The organism is Rahnella contaminans, from assembly GCF_011065485.1.
In the GTDB taxonomy this organism is placed as follows: Bacteria; Pseudomonadota; Gammaproteobacteria; order Enterobacterales; family Enterobacteriaceae; genus Rahnella; species Rahnella contaminans.
The window spans coordinates 1,237,482-1,254,592 of record NZ_JAADJS010000001.1; the positions used below are offsets into that span (position 1 = coordinate 1,237,482).

The 17,111-nt window shown below is 55.8% G+C and carries 17 protein-coding genes and 1 pseudogene; 13 read left to right on the forward strand and 5 right to left on the reverse strand.

Annotated elements, in window-relative coordinates; all coding sequences use genetic code 11:
• The first annotated feature begins 1 nt into the window (after position 1).
• The 5 genes from GW579_RS05520 (at position 2) to GW579_RS05540 (ending at position 4,228) form a co-directional block, all read left to right on the forward strand.
• Positions 2-955, forward strand: a complete 954-nt coding sequence (locus GW579_RS05520; RefSeq protein WP_165057972.1) for an ABC transporter permease — start codon at positions 2-4, stop codon at positions 953-955.
• Positions 956-984: 29 nt separating this feature from the next.
• Positions 985-2,625, forward strand: a complete 1,641-nt coding sequence (locus GW579_RS05525; protein WP_152326884.1) for an FGGY-family carbohydrate kinase — start codon at positions 985-987, stop codon at positions 2,623-2,625.
• Complete coding sequence (locus tag GW579_RS05530; protein ID WP_165057974.1) at positions 2,622-3,230, forward strand: KpsF/GutQ family sugar-phosphate isomerase; 609 nt, start codon at positions 2,622-2,624, stop codon at positions 3,228-3,230. The genes GW579_RS05525 and GW579_RS05530 overlap by 4 nt, the downstream gene beginning before the upstream one ends.
• A gap of 144 nt (positions 3,231-3,374) precedes the next feature.
• Positions 3,375-3,743 (forward strand): hypothetical protein, encoded by a 369-nt coding sequence (locus GW579_RS05535; RefSeq protein ID WP_165057976.1) that lies wholly within the window; start codon positions 3,375-3,377, stop codon positions 3,741-3,743.
• The gene (locus GW579_RS05540; RefSeq protein ID WP_152326881.1) at positions 3,743-4,228 is read left to right on the forward strand and encodes a YqhG/Tai3 family protein; all 486 of its coding nucleotides are present in this window, start codon (positions 3,743-3,745) and stop codon (positions 4,226-4,228) included. The genes GW579_RS05535 and GW579_RS05540 overlap by 1 nt, the downstream gene beginning before the upstream one ends.
• A 52-nt stretch (positions 4,229-4,280) precedes the next feature.
• Here GW579_RS05540 and GW579_RS05545 read toward each other — a convergent pair whose 3' ends face one another.
• Entirely contained in the window at positions 4,281-5,714 is a 1,434-nt protein-coding gene (locus GW579_RS05545; protein WP_165057978.1) for an aminotransferase-like domain-containing protein, read from the reverse strand.
• A gap of 368 nt (positions 5,715-6,082) precedes the next feature.
• Between GW579_RS05545 and spy the strand changes: the two genes are divergently transcribed.
• Complete coding sequence (spy, locus tag GW579_RS05550) at positions 6,083-6,592, forward strand: ATP-independent periplasmic protein-refolding chaperone Spy (RefSeq protein WP_152326879.1); 510 nt, start codon at positions 6,083-6,085, stop codon at positions 6,590-6,592.
• A gap of 60 nt (positions 6,593-6,652) precedes the next feature.
• Here the strand turns inward: spy and GW579_RS05555 are convergent, their stop codons facing one another.
• The gene (locus GW579_RS05555; protein ID WP_165057979.1) at positions 6,653-7,168 is read right to left on the reverse strand and encodes a LysR substrate-binding domain-containing protein; all 516 of its coding nucleotides are present in this window, start codon (positions 7,166-7,168) and stop codon (positions 6,653-6,655) included.
• On the opposite strand from GW579_RS05555, the pseudogene GW579_RS05560 reads away from it, so the two are divergent.
• From GW579_RS05560 to GW579_RS05570, 3 genes and pseudogenes are all read left to right on the forward strand, one after another.
• Positions 7,162-7,710, forward strand: a pseudogene (locus GW579_RS05560) (DMT family transporter); the annotation flags it as partial. The gene GW579_RS05555 and the pseudogene GW579_RS05560 sit on opposite strands and share 7 nt — an antisense overlap.
• A gap of 230 nt (positions 7,711-7,940) precedes the next feature.
• Entirely contained in the window at positions 7,941-10,007 is a 2,067-nt protein-coding gene (locus tag GW579_RS05565; RefSeq protein WP_165057981.1) for a carbon starvation CstA family protein, read from the forward strand.
• Positions 10,000-10,305 (forward strand): YbdD/YjiX family protein, encoded by a 306-nt coding sequence (locus GW579_RS05570; protein ID WP_165057983.1) that lies wholly within the window; start codon positions 10,000-10,002, stop codon positions 10,303-10,305. Before GW579_RS05565 ends, GW579_RS05570 begins: the two co-directional genes overlap by 8 nt.
• 52 nt (positions 10,306-10,357) lie before the next feature.
• Here GW579_RS05570 and nac read toward each other — a convergent pair whose 3' ends face one another.
• The 3 genes from nac to GW579_RS05585 all read right to left on the reverse strand — a co-directional run bounded on the left by nac (position 10,358) and on the right by GW579_RS05585 (position 13,337).
• Positions 10,358-11,284, reverse strand: a complete 927-nt coding sequence (gene nac / locus GW579_RS05575) for a nitrogen assimilation transcriptional regulator NAC (protein ID WP_165057985.1) — start codon at positions 11,282-11,284, stop codon at positions 10,358-10,360.
• A gap of 318 nt (positions 11,285-11,602) precedes the next feature.
• The gene (locus GW579_RS05580) at positions 11,603-12,388 is read right to left on the reverse strand and encodes an SDR family oxidoreductase (RefSeq protein WP_152326874.1); all 786 of its coding nucleotides are present in this window, start codon (positions 12,386-12,388) and stop codon (positions 11,603-11,605) included.
• Positions 12,389-12,437: 49 nt separating this feature from the next.
• Complete coding sequence (locus GW579_RS05585; RefSeq protein ID WP_165057987.1) at positions 12,438-13,337, reverse strand: GntR family transcriptional regulator; 900 nt, start codon at positions 13,335-13,337, stop codon at positions 12,438-12,440.
• Between the two features lie 192 nt (positions 13,338-13,529).
• Here GW579_RS05585 and GW579_RS05590 point away from each other — a divergent pair, with 192 nt between their 5' ends.
• From GW579_RS05590 to GW579_RS05605, 4 genes are all read left to right on the forward strand, one after another.
• Entirely contained in the window at positions 13,530-14,348 is an 819-nt protein-coding gene (locus GW579_RS05590) for an ABC transporter substrate-binding protein (protein ID WP_152326872.1), read from the forward strand.
• 49 nt (positions 14,349-14,397) lie between these two features.
• On the forward strand, positions 14,398-15,111 hold the full coding sequence (locus GW579_RS05595; protein ID WP_165057989.1) for an amino acid ABC transporter permease: 714 nt from the start codon (positions 14,398-14,400) through the stop codon (positions 15,109-15,111).
• 10 nt (positions 15,112-15,121) lie between these two features.
• Positions 15,122-15,865 (forward strand): amino acid ABC transporter ATP-binding protein, encoded by a 744-nt coding sequence (locus GW579_RS05600; RefSeq protein WP_152326870.1) that lies wholly within the window; start codon positions 15,122-15,124, stop codon positions 15,863-15,865.
• An 81-nt stretch (positions 15,866-15,946) separates the two neighbouring features.
• Positions 15,947-17,110 (forward strand): M20 family metallopeptidase, encoded by a 1,164-nt coding sequence (locus tag GW579_RS05605; protein ID WP_206738760.1) that lies wholly within the window; start codon positions 15,947-15,949, stop codon positions 17,108-17,110.
• Position 17,111: the final 1 nt, after the last annotated feature.

A 17,111-nucleotide genomic window follows, 5' to 3' on the forward strand; every position in this document is an offset into this window, starting at 1 on the left:
CATGACGACCTTAACCCGAATTCTCCCCGGCGACCGCATCATCCGCCTGCAGTTGCTGATCATCGTCGCTGTCGCCGTACTGTTTTCCTTCACGCTGGGCGGCAGTTTTTACAGCATCGGCAATTTCCAGTCGATTTCCTCGCAACTGCCGATTCTGGGCATGCTGGCGTTAGGCATGGGCATCACCATGCTGACCGGCGGTATTAACCTTTCCGTCATTGCCGGTGCCAACGCCTGTTCCCTGGCGATGGCTGCGATTCTGGTGGCGCATCCGGATCAGCCGGGTTATTTCGCGCTGGCCATGTTCGCCGGGCTGGCTGTCGCGGTGGTGATTGGTGTGCTGAACGGCGCGCTGATTGCGTACGTCGGCGTTTCCCCCATTCTGGCCACGCTCGGCACCATGACGCTGATTGCCGGGCTGAACATTTTACTCACCAACGGCGCAGTGATTTCAGGCTTCCCGGCGGCGATCCAGTATCTGAGCAACGGCAGCCTGCTGGGTATTCCGGTCGCCCTGCTCTTATTCCTGCTGGTGGCGCTGCTGCTGTGGGTTTTGCTGGAACACACCACGCTCGGCCGCAGTTTGTATCTGATGGGTTCCAACGAACAGGCCACGCGCTTTAGCGGCGTCAACACACATAAAGTCACCATCGCGGTGTACGTACTTTCCGCCCTGCTTGGCTGGGGCGCGGCGCTGCTGATGATGTCTAAATTCAACTCGGCGAAAGCGGGCTACGGCGACTCGTATCTGCTGGTGACTATTCTTGCGTCCGTGCTTGGCGGGATCAACCCCGACGGCGGATTCGGGCGGGTCATCGGGTTGGTGCTGGCGCTGATCGTCCTGCAAATGCTGGAAAGCGGCCTGAACCTGATGGGCGTCAGCAGTTACCTGACGATGGCACTCTGGGGCGGCGTCCTGATCCTGTTTATCGCCTTACAAAACAGAAAATCTTAAGCGAATTGCTTTTACCGAAGGGAAAAAACATGGCGAGTTATTTTATTGGAGTTGACGTAGGAACCGGCAGCGCCCGTGCGGGCGTCTTCGACATGACCGGCCGCATGGTCGGTCAGGCCAGCCGTGAGATTACGCTGTACCGCCCGAAAGCTGATTTCGTCGAACAATCTTCCGATGAGATCTGGCAGTCCGTTTGCAACGCCGTTAAAGACGCGGTGAATCAGGCCGACATCAACCCGATTCAGGTAAAAGGCATCGGCTTTGATGCCACCTGTTCGCTGGTGGTGCTCGATAAAGAAGGTAAACCGCTGACCGTCAGCCCGTCCGGCCGCAGCGAGCAGAACATTATCGTGTGGATGGATCACCGCGCCATCACGCAGGCTGAACGCATCAACGCCACCGGCCACCGCGTGCTGGAATTCGTCGGCGGGATTATTTCGCCGGAAATGCAGACGCCCAAACTCCTGTGGCTGAAACAACATATGCCGACGACGTGGAATAACGTCGGGCATCTGTTTGATTTGCCGGATTTCCTGACCTGGCGCGCCACGCAAAGCACCACACGTTCACTGTGTTCCACGGTGTGTAAATGGACCTATATCGGCCACGAAGACCGCTGGGATCCGAGCTATTTCCGTCAGATTGGACTTGAAGACCTGCTGGAAAACAATGCCGCTAAAATCGGCAGCGAAGTCAAAACCATGGGCGAACCGCTGGGCCACGGCCTGACCCAGCGCGCCGCCGCTGAAATGGGGCTGATGGCCGGAACCGCGGTCAGCGTCTCAATTATTGATGCACACGCGGGTAGCCTCGGCATTCTCGGTGCCAGCGGCGCATCCGGTGAGTCCGCCGATTTCGACAACCGCATTGCGCTGATTGGCGGCACTTCTACCGCGCATATGGCAATGTCCCGCAGCGCACGCTACATCGGCGGCATCTGGGGGCCGTACTATTCTGCGATTTTGCCGGATTACTGGCTGAACGAAGGCGGGCAATCCACGACCGGCGCGCTGATCGACCACGTGATTCAGTCGCATCCGTGCTATCAGGATTTACTGAAACAGGGCAAAGACAGCGGCAAAACCATTTATGAAATACTGAACGGTCTGCTGCGCAAAATGGCGGGAGAACCGGAAAACATCGCGTTCCTGACCAAAGACATTCATATGCTGCCCTACTTCCACGGCAACCGTTCGCCACGCGCCAACCCAACGCTCACCGGCACGCTGACCGGCCTGAAACTCTCGCGCACGCCGGAAGACATGGCGCTGCATTATCTCGCGACGATCCAGGCGCTGGCGCTCGGCACCCGTCATATCATTGAAACCATGAATCAGAGCGGCTACCGCATTGATACCATGATGGCGAGCGGCGGCGGCACCAAAAACCCGGTGTTTGTGCAGGAGCATTCCAACGCGACTGGCTGCGCGATGCTGTTGCCGGAAGAGAGCGAAGCGATGCTGCTCGGCAGCGCTATGATGGGCACCGTGGCCGCCGGCGCTTACGATTCACTGCCCGAAGCGATGGCCGCCATGAGCCGCATCGGCAAAACTGTCACGCCGCAAACCAACAAAATCAAAGAGTATTACGACCGCAAATACCGCGTATTCCACGAGATGTATCACGACAGCATGAAATACCGCCGCCTGATGCAGGGGGAAGAACAATGACCGCTGACGAGGAATTTCAGCTGGCGTGCCAGGGCTGGCGGACGTACAGCCAGGAACTGCTGGCGCTGCAAAAACATCTTGACGCCGATATCTGGCGTCAGTTACTGACGCTGGTGACCGGTTGCAAAGGCAAAATTGCCGTCACCGGCGTCGGCACATCCGGCATTGCCGCGCGGAAAATCGCTCATATGCTGGCGTGCGTGGAGCAACCGGCGGTGTATCTCAGCGCCACCGATGCTGCCCACGGTGATTTAGGTTTTCTGCGCAGTGACGACCTGATGATCCTGATTTCCCGCGGCGGAAACTCCGAAGAGCTGACGCGTCTGTTACCGACGCTGAAAACCAAAGGCGTGGCCATCATCAGCGTGACGGAAAATCTGGATTCGGCCATTGCCCGCGCCGCTACGCTGGTCGTAAAAACGCATATTCAGCAGGAAATCGACCCGCTCAATATGCTGGCCACGACTTCTATCATGCTGGTACTGGCGGTGTTCGATGCGTTGTGCGGCAACATCATGCTGCGCAACGGTTTCGATCAGCAAAGGCTTCTGAAGGTGCATCCCGGCGGAAATGTCGGGAAGACATTAAGGGAGCAGGATTTGTGAATCTGGGCGGGAAATAATCATTTCGGCTAATGCGTTTGCGTATAACAAACCTCTGAAAGTGACTTAACGTGCGTTGGTTTTATTGTTCTGTTGTTTTTCGCGGCGTACCTTGTCTGCTCAATTTATCTCAGACTAGGGAAGATTATGAGCTGGAACCGGGATGCCGCAATATCACATATCAGGACTCATGCGGGCTCACACTCTATTCATCGCTGTGCACGTTACACCCGGCAGGCGATAGAGGCTGGCGGCGTTCATCTGGACAATATACCTGATGCAAAAGACTACGGTGCTTCGCTTGAACGTGCCGGGTTCAGGGAGGTGCCCGCCGGTTCAACCTTAGTAGCGGGAGATGTGGCAATAATTCAACCCTACCAGGATGGTAATCCATCGGGCCATATGACGATGTACGACGGTACAACGTGGTTTTCAGATTTTCGCCAAACCAGCATGTATCCCGGCCCGGGATATCGGAAAACCCGCCCGGCCTACAAAATTTACCGGAAGAACTAATGCGCATACTTATCCTATTAGCTCTGAGCTTATTAACAGCGTGTTCTTCCCATTCCGATGATAATCAGCTGGCGATTAAACAGGTCACCAATTTTTATGGATTTTATCTTGCGGCTTTTCTGAAAGATCCCCCTCCGACATATGAGTCGCCTGAAATGCGTCGTTATGTGGCGGCTGACACCTTAAGCCGACTTGCCGCCGTGGATAAAATCCCGGAACAGGAGATCGTTAGCGCAGATTATTTTACGTACACGCAAGATTATGACGCAGCGTGGATCCCGGCTTTTAAGACCGGGACCGTACGCAGTGTTACGGGCGGAAAAGTCTTGGATATCTGGCTTGGGATTGACCACGGAAAGAGCCTTCACCTTGAGACATATTTGAAACGTGAAAACATGACGTGGAAAATTTATCGGGTACGCAATATCTCTGATAATTATGAAGCCCCGATTTTCAGCGCTGGGAGGCTCCGGCGCGGCTGGTAATCCGTAAAACCACCGCCGTCTGAAAAGGCGGTGGAGGTTAAACACTTCCCGGTCACCCCCTAATTTCTTCCCCCACCAGCGCCGCCAGCACTGAAATAGCGCGGGCGGTGTGCGGTCCCCATTCGAATGACGTGTTGATGCGCAAACAATGTCGGAAACGTTCGTCGGCGGAAAACATCGTGCCCGGCGCGACGCTGACGCCTTTGGCCAGTGCGTGCTGATAGACCCGTGCGGCGTCCACGTTATCGCCCAAATCGAGCCAGAGGAAATAGCCGCCCTGCGGTTGGGAAACCGAAACCTGCGCGGGGAATTCTTTGATGATGGCGTGATGCATCGCCATTTGCCGCTGTTCCAGCACCCGGCGCAGGCGGCGTAAGTGGGTGTCGTAACCGCCCTGCTGCCCGCCTTTTTGCAGGAAATCTGCCAGCGCCAGCTGCACCGGCACGCTGGCGGATAACGTACTCATCAGCTGCAACCGTTCAATACGCTCAACGTATTTCCCTGCCGCCACCCAGCCGACGCGAAAACCCGGTGCCAGACATTTAGAGAATGAAGAACAATGCAGAATTTCGCTGCGATACGCTGACGCCTTCAGCGGCACCGGGCGTTCACTGCCAAAATACAATTCGCTGTAAACGTCATCTTCGATTAACGCCACCTGATGCCGTTGAAGGATATCCACCAGCCGCGCCTTATTTTCGGACGGCATCGTACAACCGAGCGGGTTCTGAAAACTCGACATCAGCCAGCAGGCTTTGATCGGATAGGTTTCCAGCGCTTTTTCCAGCGCATCGGGATCCATACCAAAACGCACGTCGGTCGGAATAGCGATCGCTTTTAACTTGCGCCGCTCTATGGCCTGTAACGCACCATAAAATGCCGGAGACTCAATCGCCACCCAGTCGCCCGGCTCGGTCACGGCCTGCAAACTCAGCCCTAAAGACTCCATCGCGCCGGACGTAATGACGATTTCATCGGGCGCAACTTCTATACCATTTTGAGCATAACGGCGGGCAATGCTGCGGCGCAGCTCTTCGTTGCCCGGCGGCAAATTGGCGGTGGCGCTGTGCGGTGACATACGGCGGACGGCGCTGGCAAGCGATCGCGCCAGGCGCGGCTGCGGGAATAAGGTCGGATCGGGAAATGCCGAACCCAGCGGTACGACGGAAGGATCCTGCCCCGCTTTCAGGATATCGAAAATCGCATCATTGACGTCTACCTGCTCGGCAGCGTGCAGGCGTTCATCGGGCTGACGGCGAACCGGGCGCTGCAAACCTGCTGCGACGTAATAGCCGGACTGCGGGCGCGCAACAATCACGCCCTGACTTTCCAGCAGCTGGTACGCCTGTAACACCGTCATCAGGCTCAGCCCGGACTGTTTGCAGGACTCGCGTAAGGAAGGCAGGCGGTCGCCCGGCAGCCAGACCTGAGTGTCGATTTGTCTGCGCAAGGTGCGCGCAAGCGTTTCGTAGCGGGATTCAGTCATGAGCACTCTGCACTGTTATATAAAGTGTTAACGAAAGGGTAACTATTATGCCGGTTCTTGCCCACTTCCGGCGATGTAAACCCGGCATCAACAGCAAACAATCTTTACTTAAGAAGTCTGGCGGCCAAACATTCACCATGTTAATGTATGAACTCACCGCATTACTCAGATTTATCTGAACTTCCAGTCATGCCTGTTCGCGCAACCTTACGCTTTCTAAACATTTTCTCCACGATCGGTTGAAAAGTGACACTTCGGCTTTCACTCTTTTACATCTTGCTCGCATTACTATTCATTGGATTCAGTAGACTTGCTTTCGTCGAAACAAAACGGGCGATGTGCCTGAATCTCCAATGAGGAATTTAATTATGCGTAAACTTACCGCAATGATTGTGGCTTCAACTCTGGCTCTGAGCTCTGCTTCTTTCGCGTTTGCTGCTGAAACCACAGCCACTCCGGCAACTGACGCACCTGCTGCGACTCACGGCAAAATGATGCACCATAAAGGCCCGCATCATATGAACCCGTTTGCAGGTCTGAACCTGACTGAGCAGCAGAAAACTCAGATGAAAGAAATTATGAAAGACAGCGGCGCGCGCCCTGACCGCGCTGCAATGAAAGCGCAGATGGATCAGATGCACACCTTAGTTGCTTCAGACAGCTTCGATGAAGCGAAAGTGAAATCGCAGATTGATACCATCACCAAAGCACAGTCCGACCGCATGCTGGATCGCGCACGTGCTGAGAACAAAATGTATAACCTGCTGACGCCTGAGCAGAAAAAACAGTTCAACGAAAACTACCAGAAACGCGCTGCCAAAATGGAACAGATGCGTGACCACAAACCGGGCCAGGAAAAACCTGCTTCCGCAGAATAATTTCTGACCTGAGACAGATTAACCGGCCTCTCACAGGCCGGTTTTTTTTGGCTCGCGCCCTCAGGCATCTTCGCCATGACGGGTGATCATGACCCGCAGATAATCCAGCACCACGGCGGCGGGTTCCGAAAGCGCCAGCGTTTCGGATAACACCGCGCCCACATCCATATACGTCGTACTGTCCTCCACCGTGCGCCGCATGACACGCAATCCCTCCAGCGACCATGGCCGGTACACCAGATCCGACAAAAGAGTCACGCCCCGACCTTTAGCCACCAGACTGCGCACCGTTTCGAATGACGTGGTAGTAAACGCCACATTCGGCTGGCCGCCGTGTGTATGCCAGTGCCCGCGTATCACATCGGGATATTCGTCAGTATCGAGCAACAAAAAAGGCAAGCTGGCGATATCAGCCAGATGAATAACCGCCTTACTGAGCAACGGATGCCCCTGCGAAATCCACAGTCTTCGCGGCGAGCGAATAAACGTTTCGATTTTCAGGTCGGTTTCGCGGGCAAAATTCGAGGTCAGCAGCAGGCAAAAGTCGGTTTCCCCCAGCCTTAACGAGGAGTTCACTGGGCGTGGTCTGGCTGGTCATGCAGGGAGATTTACTGCACATTGAGACACTTAAAAATCTGAACCGCGGCGATGTCTGGACCCTGGGATCAGCCATCAGCTGGGCGTTGTATTGTGCCTTTCTGCGTATCAAACCAAAGAGCGTGGGTGGAAACGCATTCGTGGCCGTCAGCGCCGTTATCGGGGCGCTGATCCTGTTGCCAGTACTGGCGTTCTCCTCTTTAACCCCTGTTCATCACGCACTGAGTTCCTACACAAGCGCCGGGTTCCTGTGCGGATTGGCCTGTCTGGTGGTTTTCCCTTCCTGGCTTTCCTATCTGCTGTGGAACAAAGGGATCCAGGCGATTGGCGCGACACGTGGCGAAATTTACTCACATCTGATCCCGCTGAGCGGCGGGATGCTGAGTATCCTGTTCCTGAATATCTCTTTGCACAATTTCCATCTGATCAGCGCCCTGCTGATTGCATCCGGCATCGTGCTTTGTTCGGGTAAAGCGAAAGAAAAAATCAGCCACCCGCGCCGTTTCACTCAGGCAGAGTGATGAAGCCTCACAACTTTGATGTCATCCGACCAGCATTCCCCTTCTAAAGCGTCAGCCACATCACATTTTCATCCTTAACTCCACACTCCTCCGTTTAAAAACACTATTTTTAAACGGAATTTTCACAATGTCGCAACCTGAATCGGGTCTGCGCGTCTTACCTCTACATCACACTCTCTACATAAAAAGTGGCCTGCCTGAGCAGGACCCCTGACAAGGAGTTGTACATCATGAAAAGCGTCAAGTCCGGGATAACCTGGCTGGTGGTGGCGTTAATCGGCGCCTTCGCCTTCGGGATGCTGGCTTTAAGCCGCGGAGAACACGTCAACGCCCTGTGGCTGGTGGTGGCCGCCATTGCCTGCTACAGCATTGCCTATCGTTTTTACAGCCTGTTCATCGCTGAAAAAGTGTTCGAACTCGATGATAACCGCATGACCCCCGCCGAACGCCACAACGACGGGCTGGATTATGTGCCGACCAACAAATGGGTGTTATTCGGTCACCATTTCGCAGCAATAGCCGGAGCCGGTCCGCTGGTTGGCCCGATCCTTGCCGCACAAATGGGCTTCCTGCCGGGCACCATCTGGATTTTAGTCGGTGTGATGCTCGCCGGTGCCGTACAAGACTTCCTGATCCTGTTCATTTCGACACGCCGTGACGGCCGCTCTCTGGGTGAAATGGCGAAGCAGGAGCTGGGCAGTTTTGCCGGCGTCGTGACCATGCTCGGCGCGCTCGGCGTGATGATCATTATCCTGTCCGCGCTGGCGCTGGTGGTAGTGAAAGCGCTGGCCGACAGTCCGTGGGGTCTGTTCACCATCGCAGCCACGATTCCCATCGCTCTGTTTATGGGCATTTACATGCGTTTTCTGCGTCCGGGAAAAATCGCCGAAGTATCGGTGATGGGTTTCGTGCTGATGATGCTGGCGATTGTGTACGGTGGAAATGTCGCAGCGGATCCGGTCTGGGGCCCGTTCTTTACGCTGCACGGCACCACGCTGACCTGGGTTCTGGTGATTTACGGCTTTATCGCCTCAGTTCTGCCGGTCTGGCTGTTGCTGGCGCCGCGTGATTATCTCTCAACGTTTCTGAAAATCGGCGTAATCATTGGTCTGGCGGTGGGTATCGTCTTCGCCATGCCGGAGATGAAAATGCCCGCCGTCTCACGCTTTATTGACGGCAGCGGGCCGGTGTTCTCCGGCAGCCTGTTCCCGTTCCTGTTTATCACCATTGCCTGCGGATCGATTTCCGGTTTCCATGCGCTGGTCTCCAGCGGCACCACGCCGAAGCTGATTGAACGCGAAAGCCATATCCGCTTTATCGGTTACGGCGCGATGCTGATGGAGTCGTTCGTGGCGATCATGGCGCTGATTTGTGCGTCAGTTATCGATCCCGGCGTCTATTTTGCGATGAACTCACCGGCGGCGCTTATTGGGACCACGGTGGAAAGCGCTTCGCGGGTGATTAACGGCTGGGGCTTTGTCATCACGCCAGACGTTCTGACCCAAATCGCCAAAGACGTGGGCGAGCAGTCGATTCTTTCCCGCGCGGGGGGCGCACCGACCTTTGCGGTCGGCATGGCGCACATTATTACCGACGTTTTCAACAGCCGCACTATGATGGCGTTCTGGTATCATTTCGCCATTCTGTTTGAAGCATTATTTATTCTGACCGCCGTGGATGCCGGTACCCGTGCCTGCCGCTTTATGGTGCAGGATCTGGTGGGCGTAGCGGTTCCTTCATTGGCGAATAACCGGTCGTGGGTGGGGACGATTGCAGGGACAACAGTCGCCGTAGCGGGCTGGGGTTTCTTCGTTTATCAGGGCGTGGTCGATCCCTTAGGCGGCATCAATACTCTGTGGCCATTATTCGGCATCGGTAACCAGATGCTGGCTTCCATGGCGCTGATTCTGGGTACTGTGGTGCTGTTCAAAATGAAAAAACAGCGCTATGCGTGGGTGACAATTTTGCCGACTGTCTGGTTGTTTATTACCTCCATGACCGCGGGCTGGCAGAAGATTTTCCACGAAAAACCGTCAATCGGATTCCTGGCGCAGGCGAAAAAATTCAATGCGGGGATCGAAAGCGGGGAAATCATCAAACCGGCTAAAACGCTGGCGGATATGCATACCATCGTGCTGAACAATCAGATTAACGCCATTCTGTGCGGGTTCTTCATGCTGGTGGCGGTCACTATGCTGATTTCAGCGTTCTTCGTTGTCCGCCGTGCGCTAAATTCTGCCACACCAACGGTACACGAAACGGCTGTTGTGCACCGTCGTGAGGCGCGCCATGTCTGAGTCACGTTCGTTATTTAAAACGCCCCGGCTTACCGCGTTCCATATCATCCGCTGCCGTCCGCTGTTCATCGTCGAGCCGAAACCGCACAACATCGCCGGGTGGCTGAGACTGGCCGTTAAGCGTACGGCGCAAAGTTTCAGGCTGATGGTGGGGGTTCAGGATTATGGGAACTACGTGGCACATATGCAGGTGAGGCACCCGGAAATAGCCCCCATGACTGAGCGGGAGTTTCACCGCCGGTGTCTGGAGGCGCGGTTCCCGAGTGAAAGCGGGAAGATGGGCAAGTGCCCGTGTTAAATGCTGAAAAATACCTCCCCTTGTAAAAGGGGAGGACGTTTTTACAACGCAGTCAGCTCGCCGCCAGCAATGGCTCTGCTTCTGTCGTGGTCTGTTCAAAGACCAGCGACAGCAAGATTTTCTTCACCGCCGCCGCTTCCTGCGACAGGGCCAGCGTTTCTGAAACACACAATGAAAGCGGAACCTGAATCGCCGGGCTGCTGATGCACGACATCCACGCTTTGGCCGGGCCCGTCATGGCGCGGGCGGCGGATTCCGGCAAGATGGTGGCACCCAGCCCGCTGGCAACGGCAGCCGTCAGCGTGGCGGAGGACTCGATTTCACCGATAATATTGGCCGTCAGGCGGCGAACCGCCATGGCATCGTCAACCAGACGGCGCATCACGTTGTATGAACGCGGCATGAACAGGTTGAGTTTCGCAACATCACACAGCTCGACATATTTTCCCGGATTGGGCACGGCATGCGTGCCGACCAGATACAAATCTTCTTTCATCAGCGGCTGACTGCTCAGCCCGACGTCGTTATTTGTGCCGTACAACACCGCCATATCCATACGGCCGTTGAGCACTAAATCCCCGAGCGCCGTGCCGAAATTTTCGTTGAGATACAACAAAATGCCCGGATGTTGTTTACGCACGGCCTGCAATAACGGCAGCGCCAGCTGGGAAGCCGCAGTGCCCGGCGCAAGCCCGACGGACACCTGCCCGCTCAGCGACTGACCCGCGCTGTTCACCGCACCGTGGATCTGATCACACTGACGCAAAATCGCCTGAGCATGTGAATAAAGAATGTTCCCGGCTTCAGTGGGCGTCACGCCGCGCTTGGTGCGAATCAGCAATTGTTGCTGCAATTCCCCTTCCAGCGTCGCCAGTTGCTGGCTCAGTGCCGGTTGTGCGATATGCAGAACATCAGCGGCCTGCGTCAGGCTGCCGATATCGACGATTTTCACGAAGTACTTCAGACGTCTGAGATTCATCTCTGTCTCCATTTGGCCCGGAAAGGGAACACCGTTCGGTAATGATTAGCGTGACTGATAAAAGCAAGATCTGCGCCAATCTCCGTGGGGCAGATGAAATAGCGGCTTACCGCGCGCTAATGCCACGGAACATAAGAAAAAACGATTGCTGAGACGTTGAAAAAACCGGCGGGGTTAAAAAACTTAAATGAAATAAAACCGAACTCTCCATCGTGGTGCACCAACATAATGCATTCTTATGAACAAGGTTGCAGGATTAGTCAGGTTAATACCGGCAAAAGCCCCCCGCAAAACCTCGGGGCCTTTGCCGTAAAAAAATCACACCGACGGGATCATTCCGCCGTCAACGCGGATAACAGAACCGGTCACATAAGAAGCCTGCTGGCTGGCAAGAAATGCCGCCACCGCGCCGTATTCTTCCGGTTTGCCGTAGCGTTTCGCCGGAATGCCAGCCGCGCTTTTCGCCGCGACGTCTTCAACGGTAACGCCTTCACGCCCGGCTCGCGCTGCATCCAGCTGCCCCAGACGCCGCGTGGAAATCCGCCCCGGCACCATTACGTTCACCGTAATACCGTCAGCCGCCACTTCAGATGCCAGCGTTTTTGACCAGCCAACCAGCGCCATGCGCAGCGTGTTGGATATTCCGAGATTCGCGATCGGCGCCACAACGCCGGACGAAGTGCTGGTGATAATCCGCCCCCAGCCTGCGTTATGCATATCCGGCAGCACTTTGTCGGTGAGAAGAATCAGCGGGCTGACCAGCGTCGCAAACTGGCTTTGCCACAGTTCCGGCGCAACCCCTGCGGCTTTGGTCGGTGGCGGCCCGCCGGAGTTGTTGACCAGAATACCGACCGGCCCGTACGTGCGGCGGATTTGCATCAGCACATCGTCAAAACTTTCCGGTGCCGTAAGATCCAGCACCCACGCCTGCGCCGTTCCGCCCTGCTCTTCAATAAGGCTGACTGTTTCCTGCAATGCGGCAAGCGTTCGCCCGCACACCGCGACCTGAGCGCCTTCCGCTGCCAGCGCAATCGCCATGGCCCGGCCCAGACCGCCGCCCGCGCCGCTGACCAGCGCCACGCGGCCCTGAATCCCAAAATCCATCACTTTTTCCTCTGGTTAACGTATGAAAAATTAAATTTCAATCAAAGGATTACCCAACTTTGCTGACCTTGTTGAGCACCATCTGATAAGCCGATTGCAGGTGGCTGCGCATCATTTCTGCCGCCTCCTCCATCCGCCCTTCCAGCACGGCGTCGATGATGGCGACGTGTTCGCCGCACCATTCGCGCACACGCTGTTTATTGGTGTAACTGCCGAACTCAAGCAGGCGTCGCAGCCGGTTTTGCTGCTGGATCGCCTGTAAAACAAAAATATTGCCGCTGAATTCCGCCAGCATTTCGTGGAACGTGGCGTCCGTTTCGAAAATCTGACGGCCATCAACGGCAAGAATATCGGGGTGAGTAATCAGATAGATATGCTGCATCCGCAGCCGCCGGAGCGCGCTTTTGTCGGCGTGGAATCCCGCACCCAACATCGCGCCCGGTTCAATCATCAGGCGGAATCCGTAGCCGTTGCTCAGCGCCACGTCGGTGTTGAGCGTCGGTAAAAATGACCAGCCATGTCCCTTGTTACGGGCGATCAGGCCGTCCTCAGATAACCGGAGCAAGGTGCGCGCCAGCACGCCGCGATCGGCTTCATAGCGCTGGGCGATTTCCGTTTGTGTCAGGGAATCCGGCAATTTTCCGGCGATACGGTCTTTGACCAGCTGCTCGTACAGGTCCTGATCGCTGGTGGCAGGAATATCGATACTGATGCGCTGAAGTTCATCGAAGGCTTTCAGCAGGAAAAAACCCTGATTGCGGCGCGCTTCGATAATTCCCAACTCACACAGCAATTTCAACGCGGTACGCACCGGTGTGCGGGAAACGCCGAGCATATCGGCTAATTGTTGCTCCCGCAGATGGTGACCTGGCTCAAATTTTGCTTCACGTATCAGGTCAAGGATTTGGTTTGCCAGACGCCTTCCGCTGGCTGTCGTAGTTTGGGTCATGGAATAGCAACACCTGAAAGTATTTGTTGTTTAGGTTTGTACAATATCACAAGCCTTGAGGATGGTGAAGTCTGGTTAAAAAGCCCCCAAATCGTGCAACAAATGCACCAAAAAAGAGCCTTGACTCGCAAATTTAATTGTATTTAATGAGACACAAAGAGCAATCCTGCTCATGGGAAACTGGAGTCTGTCATGTCAAAAAAAGCTTTTTTGCGCCGATATGCCGCCGTCTCTCTGGCCGCAATTTGCCTGAGTGCCCCGCTGTTCAGCCAGGCCGCCGCGCCTGCTCTGGTCAGCAAAGGTCAGCTGACGTACGGCACCGCCGCCACGTTCATGCCGTTTGAATTTACGAAAGACGGCAAGCTGACCGGCTTCGATATCGACCTCATCACCGCGTTGTCGAAAAAGCTGGCGCTGACCCCGGAACCGATGTCGATGGAATTCAAAGGACTGATCCCGGCGTTGCAGGGCAAACGTCTGGATATCATCAACTCCGCGATGTACATCAACCCGACCCGCTCTGAGCAGGTTGATTTCGTGCCTTACCTGAAAATCGGCAGCCGGGTGATTGTGGTGAAAGGCAATCCGGAAAAAATCACTGGCCGCGATTTATCGCTGTGCGGCAAAAACATCGCCGTCACCCTGGGCGGTATTGAGGAAAGTCAGGCGCGGGCGGATAACCAGAAATGTCTGGATGCCAAAAAACCGGCGCTCACCGTGCTGACCTTCCCGGCAGCGACCGATTCTGCGGTCGCTGTGGCGCAGAAACGCGCTGACGCCGAATTCCTCTCCACGCCGGGCGCGGTCGCGCTGCTGAGCGAAAAAGGCGACACCTTCGAAGCCGTCGGCGCGGAGTTTGAAACCGACACGCACATTGGTTTTGCGGTGCGTAAAGGTGATGCCGAAATGAAATCCCTGCTGGAAAAAGGCTTACAGGACGTGGTGAAAGACGGCACGTACCAGAAACTCATCACCAAATGGCAGTTCCCGGCTTCAGTGTCCATTTTCTGATGTTGTGAAGTCCGGCCTTAAAGCTTTGCCCTGACGTTGAGGAAAGTTCATGTCGCTTGATCTTGTTTGGCAATACCTGTTCTCACCGGCGTTCTTTCAGGGCGCATTAATGACCTTGTTGTTAACGGTGTGCTCGTTGTTCTTCGGCATTATTGCAGGGCTGATTCTGGCCCTGCTCCAGGAATCCCGCTTCCGGGCGGGTTCCGTTCTGGCGTTCTTTTATCTGTGGCTGTTTCGCGGCACGCCGGTTCTGTTCCAGATTATTTTTGTCTACAACGTACTGCCGACTTTCGGCCTGCGTTTCTCGGCGTTCACCTGCGCCGTTATGGCGCTCTCCTTAAATGAAGGCGCGTATATGGCTGAAATTCTGCGCTCCGGTTTACAGGCCGTGCGCAGCGGTCAGCGCACCGCGGGGATGGCGCTCGGTATGACCCAAAGTCAGATCATGCGCAAGATTGTGTTGCCGCAGGCCGCGCGCATCGTGCTGCCGCCAATGGGCAACCAGATGATCAGCATGCTCAAATCCAGCGCACTGGTCTCGGTGATAGCCGTTCAGGAATTACTGCTTATCGCCAACCAGACTGCCAGCGCCAGCTTCCGTTATTTCGAAGCGCTGTGCGCCGCCGGGATTTATTACCTGGTGCTGACGTCCATTTTCATGATCGGACAGGCCTGGCTGGAACGCTCGCTGGATCCGAAAAAGCGCAAGAAACCTGCGCTGTCTTTGACCGAACGCCTGCTGCGCAGCAGCACGCCAAACTGAGGAGAAGCCCGTGAGTAAATCCAAACCGGTTCTGGAAATCATCGGCGTCGATAAACATTTTGGCCCCCAGCACGTTCTGAAAAACTGCTCCCTAAATGTGGCACAAGGGGAAACCGTGGTGCTGATCGGCCCCTCGGGTTCGGGGAAATCCACCCTTCTGCGCTGCATTAATTTGCTGGAGCCGGTTCAGGGTGGTTCGATTTTCTTTCGCAATAAAGACATCACGCATGCCAGCGTTGAGCCGCACAAACTGAGGCAGGACATCGGCATGGTATTCCAGAACTATGAACTGTTCTCACACCTGACGGCGGCGGAAAACATCATGCTCGCGCCGATGACCGTGCTCGGCGTCAGCCGCAGCGAGGCCGAAGCGCAGGCGCTGGAACTGCTGGGCAAAGTGCGCATTCCTGATAAAGCCGATTCGTTCCCGGACGAACTTTCCGGCGGTCAGCAGCAGCGCGTCGCGATTGCGCGGGCGTTAGCCATGAAGCCCAAACTGATGCTGTTTGATGAGCCGACATCGGCGCTGGATCCGGAAATGATCCGCGAAGTGCTGGATGTGATGGCAGATCTCAGTGCGGAAGGCATGACCAGCATTGTGGTTACGCATGAAATGGGCTTTGCGAAACGCGCAGCCAATCAAATCGTCTTTATGGAAAACGGCGAGATTATCGAAAACGCGACCGGCGAAAAATTCTTCGGCGGCGACGTCAGCCTGCGGGCACAGCGCTTCCTGGATCAGATTTTACATTGATCCTTTTACCCAGAACCACCCCCGTATTGCGCCCTCACCAGGGGCCAGTTTTGCCACAAAAAGATATTTCAGGAGACACCGATGAGCCTTTCATCGCCCGATATCAGCAGAATGAAACGCGATCTGGCCGCACTGGTCGCGATTAATACCGAGAACCCGCCGGGGCGCGAACGTGAAGCGGCCGACCTCATCAGCCAGATGCTGAGTGAAATCGGCTTCGACATGACGCTCAGCGAATACGCGCCGGGGCGCACCAATGTCATTGGCCGCCTGGAAAACGGTGACGGCCCGTGTTTTGCCTTTAATACGCATATTGATGTGGTGCCCGCCGGAGAAGGCTGGGCACAGGATCCGTTCACACTGACCGAGCGCGACGGCAAATTATTTGGCCGCGGAGCCTGCGACGCCAAAGGCCCGCTGATCGCCATGATCGAAGCCATGCGCTGGCTGGCCGCCAACCGTAACGACTGGAGCGGCACGCTGATGGCGATTTTTGTCGCTGATGAAGAAGTCGCCAGCGAGGGCGCGAAGTTTTATGTCCGCGAAGCGCCTGCTCACATTGATTACGTGGTGATTGGCGAACCGACCTCCAACACCACTTATTCCGCGCACAAAGGCAGTTTGCGGCCGCTGGTTCGCGTCCACGGCGTGACCGCGCATTCCGGCACTCCGGAGCTGGGCGAAAACGCCATTTTCCGCGCCGCGCAGTTACTCGGTCTGGTCGAAGAAAGCCACGAACACAGCGTGCGCTGCCGGTGCCATCCGCTGGTCGGCAACGCCAGCCTGACCGTTACCCGCATCAGCGGCGGACACGCCGATAACGTGCTGCCGGGTGCCTGCGAATTACTGCTCGACCGCCGTATGGTGCCGGGCGAAGACGAAGATGCGGTAAAACAGGAAATTCAGGATTTACTGCAACTGGCTCACGACAAATTCGGCGTCCGCAGCGAAATCATCACCTTTAAACCGACCACCGGTGGCGCGACCGAAACCGATTCCGAAGACCCGATTGTGCTGGCGGGCGTTGAAGCCTGCGCCGCACAGGGCAATCCGGAACCCGGACCGTTCGGTTTTCAGGGCGGTTGCGATCTGGTGCATTTCCGCAGTCTCGGCACCAAAGGCATCATTATCGGCCCGGGTTCGCTGGCGGTGGCGCATAAGCCTGATGAATTTATCCCGATCGACGAATTCATTGCGGGCAGCAAAATCTACTGCGACGTCGCGCTGAAAATGCTCAAACGCTGAG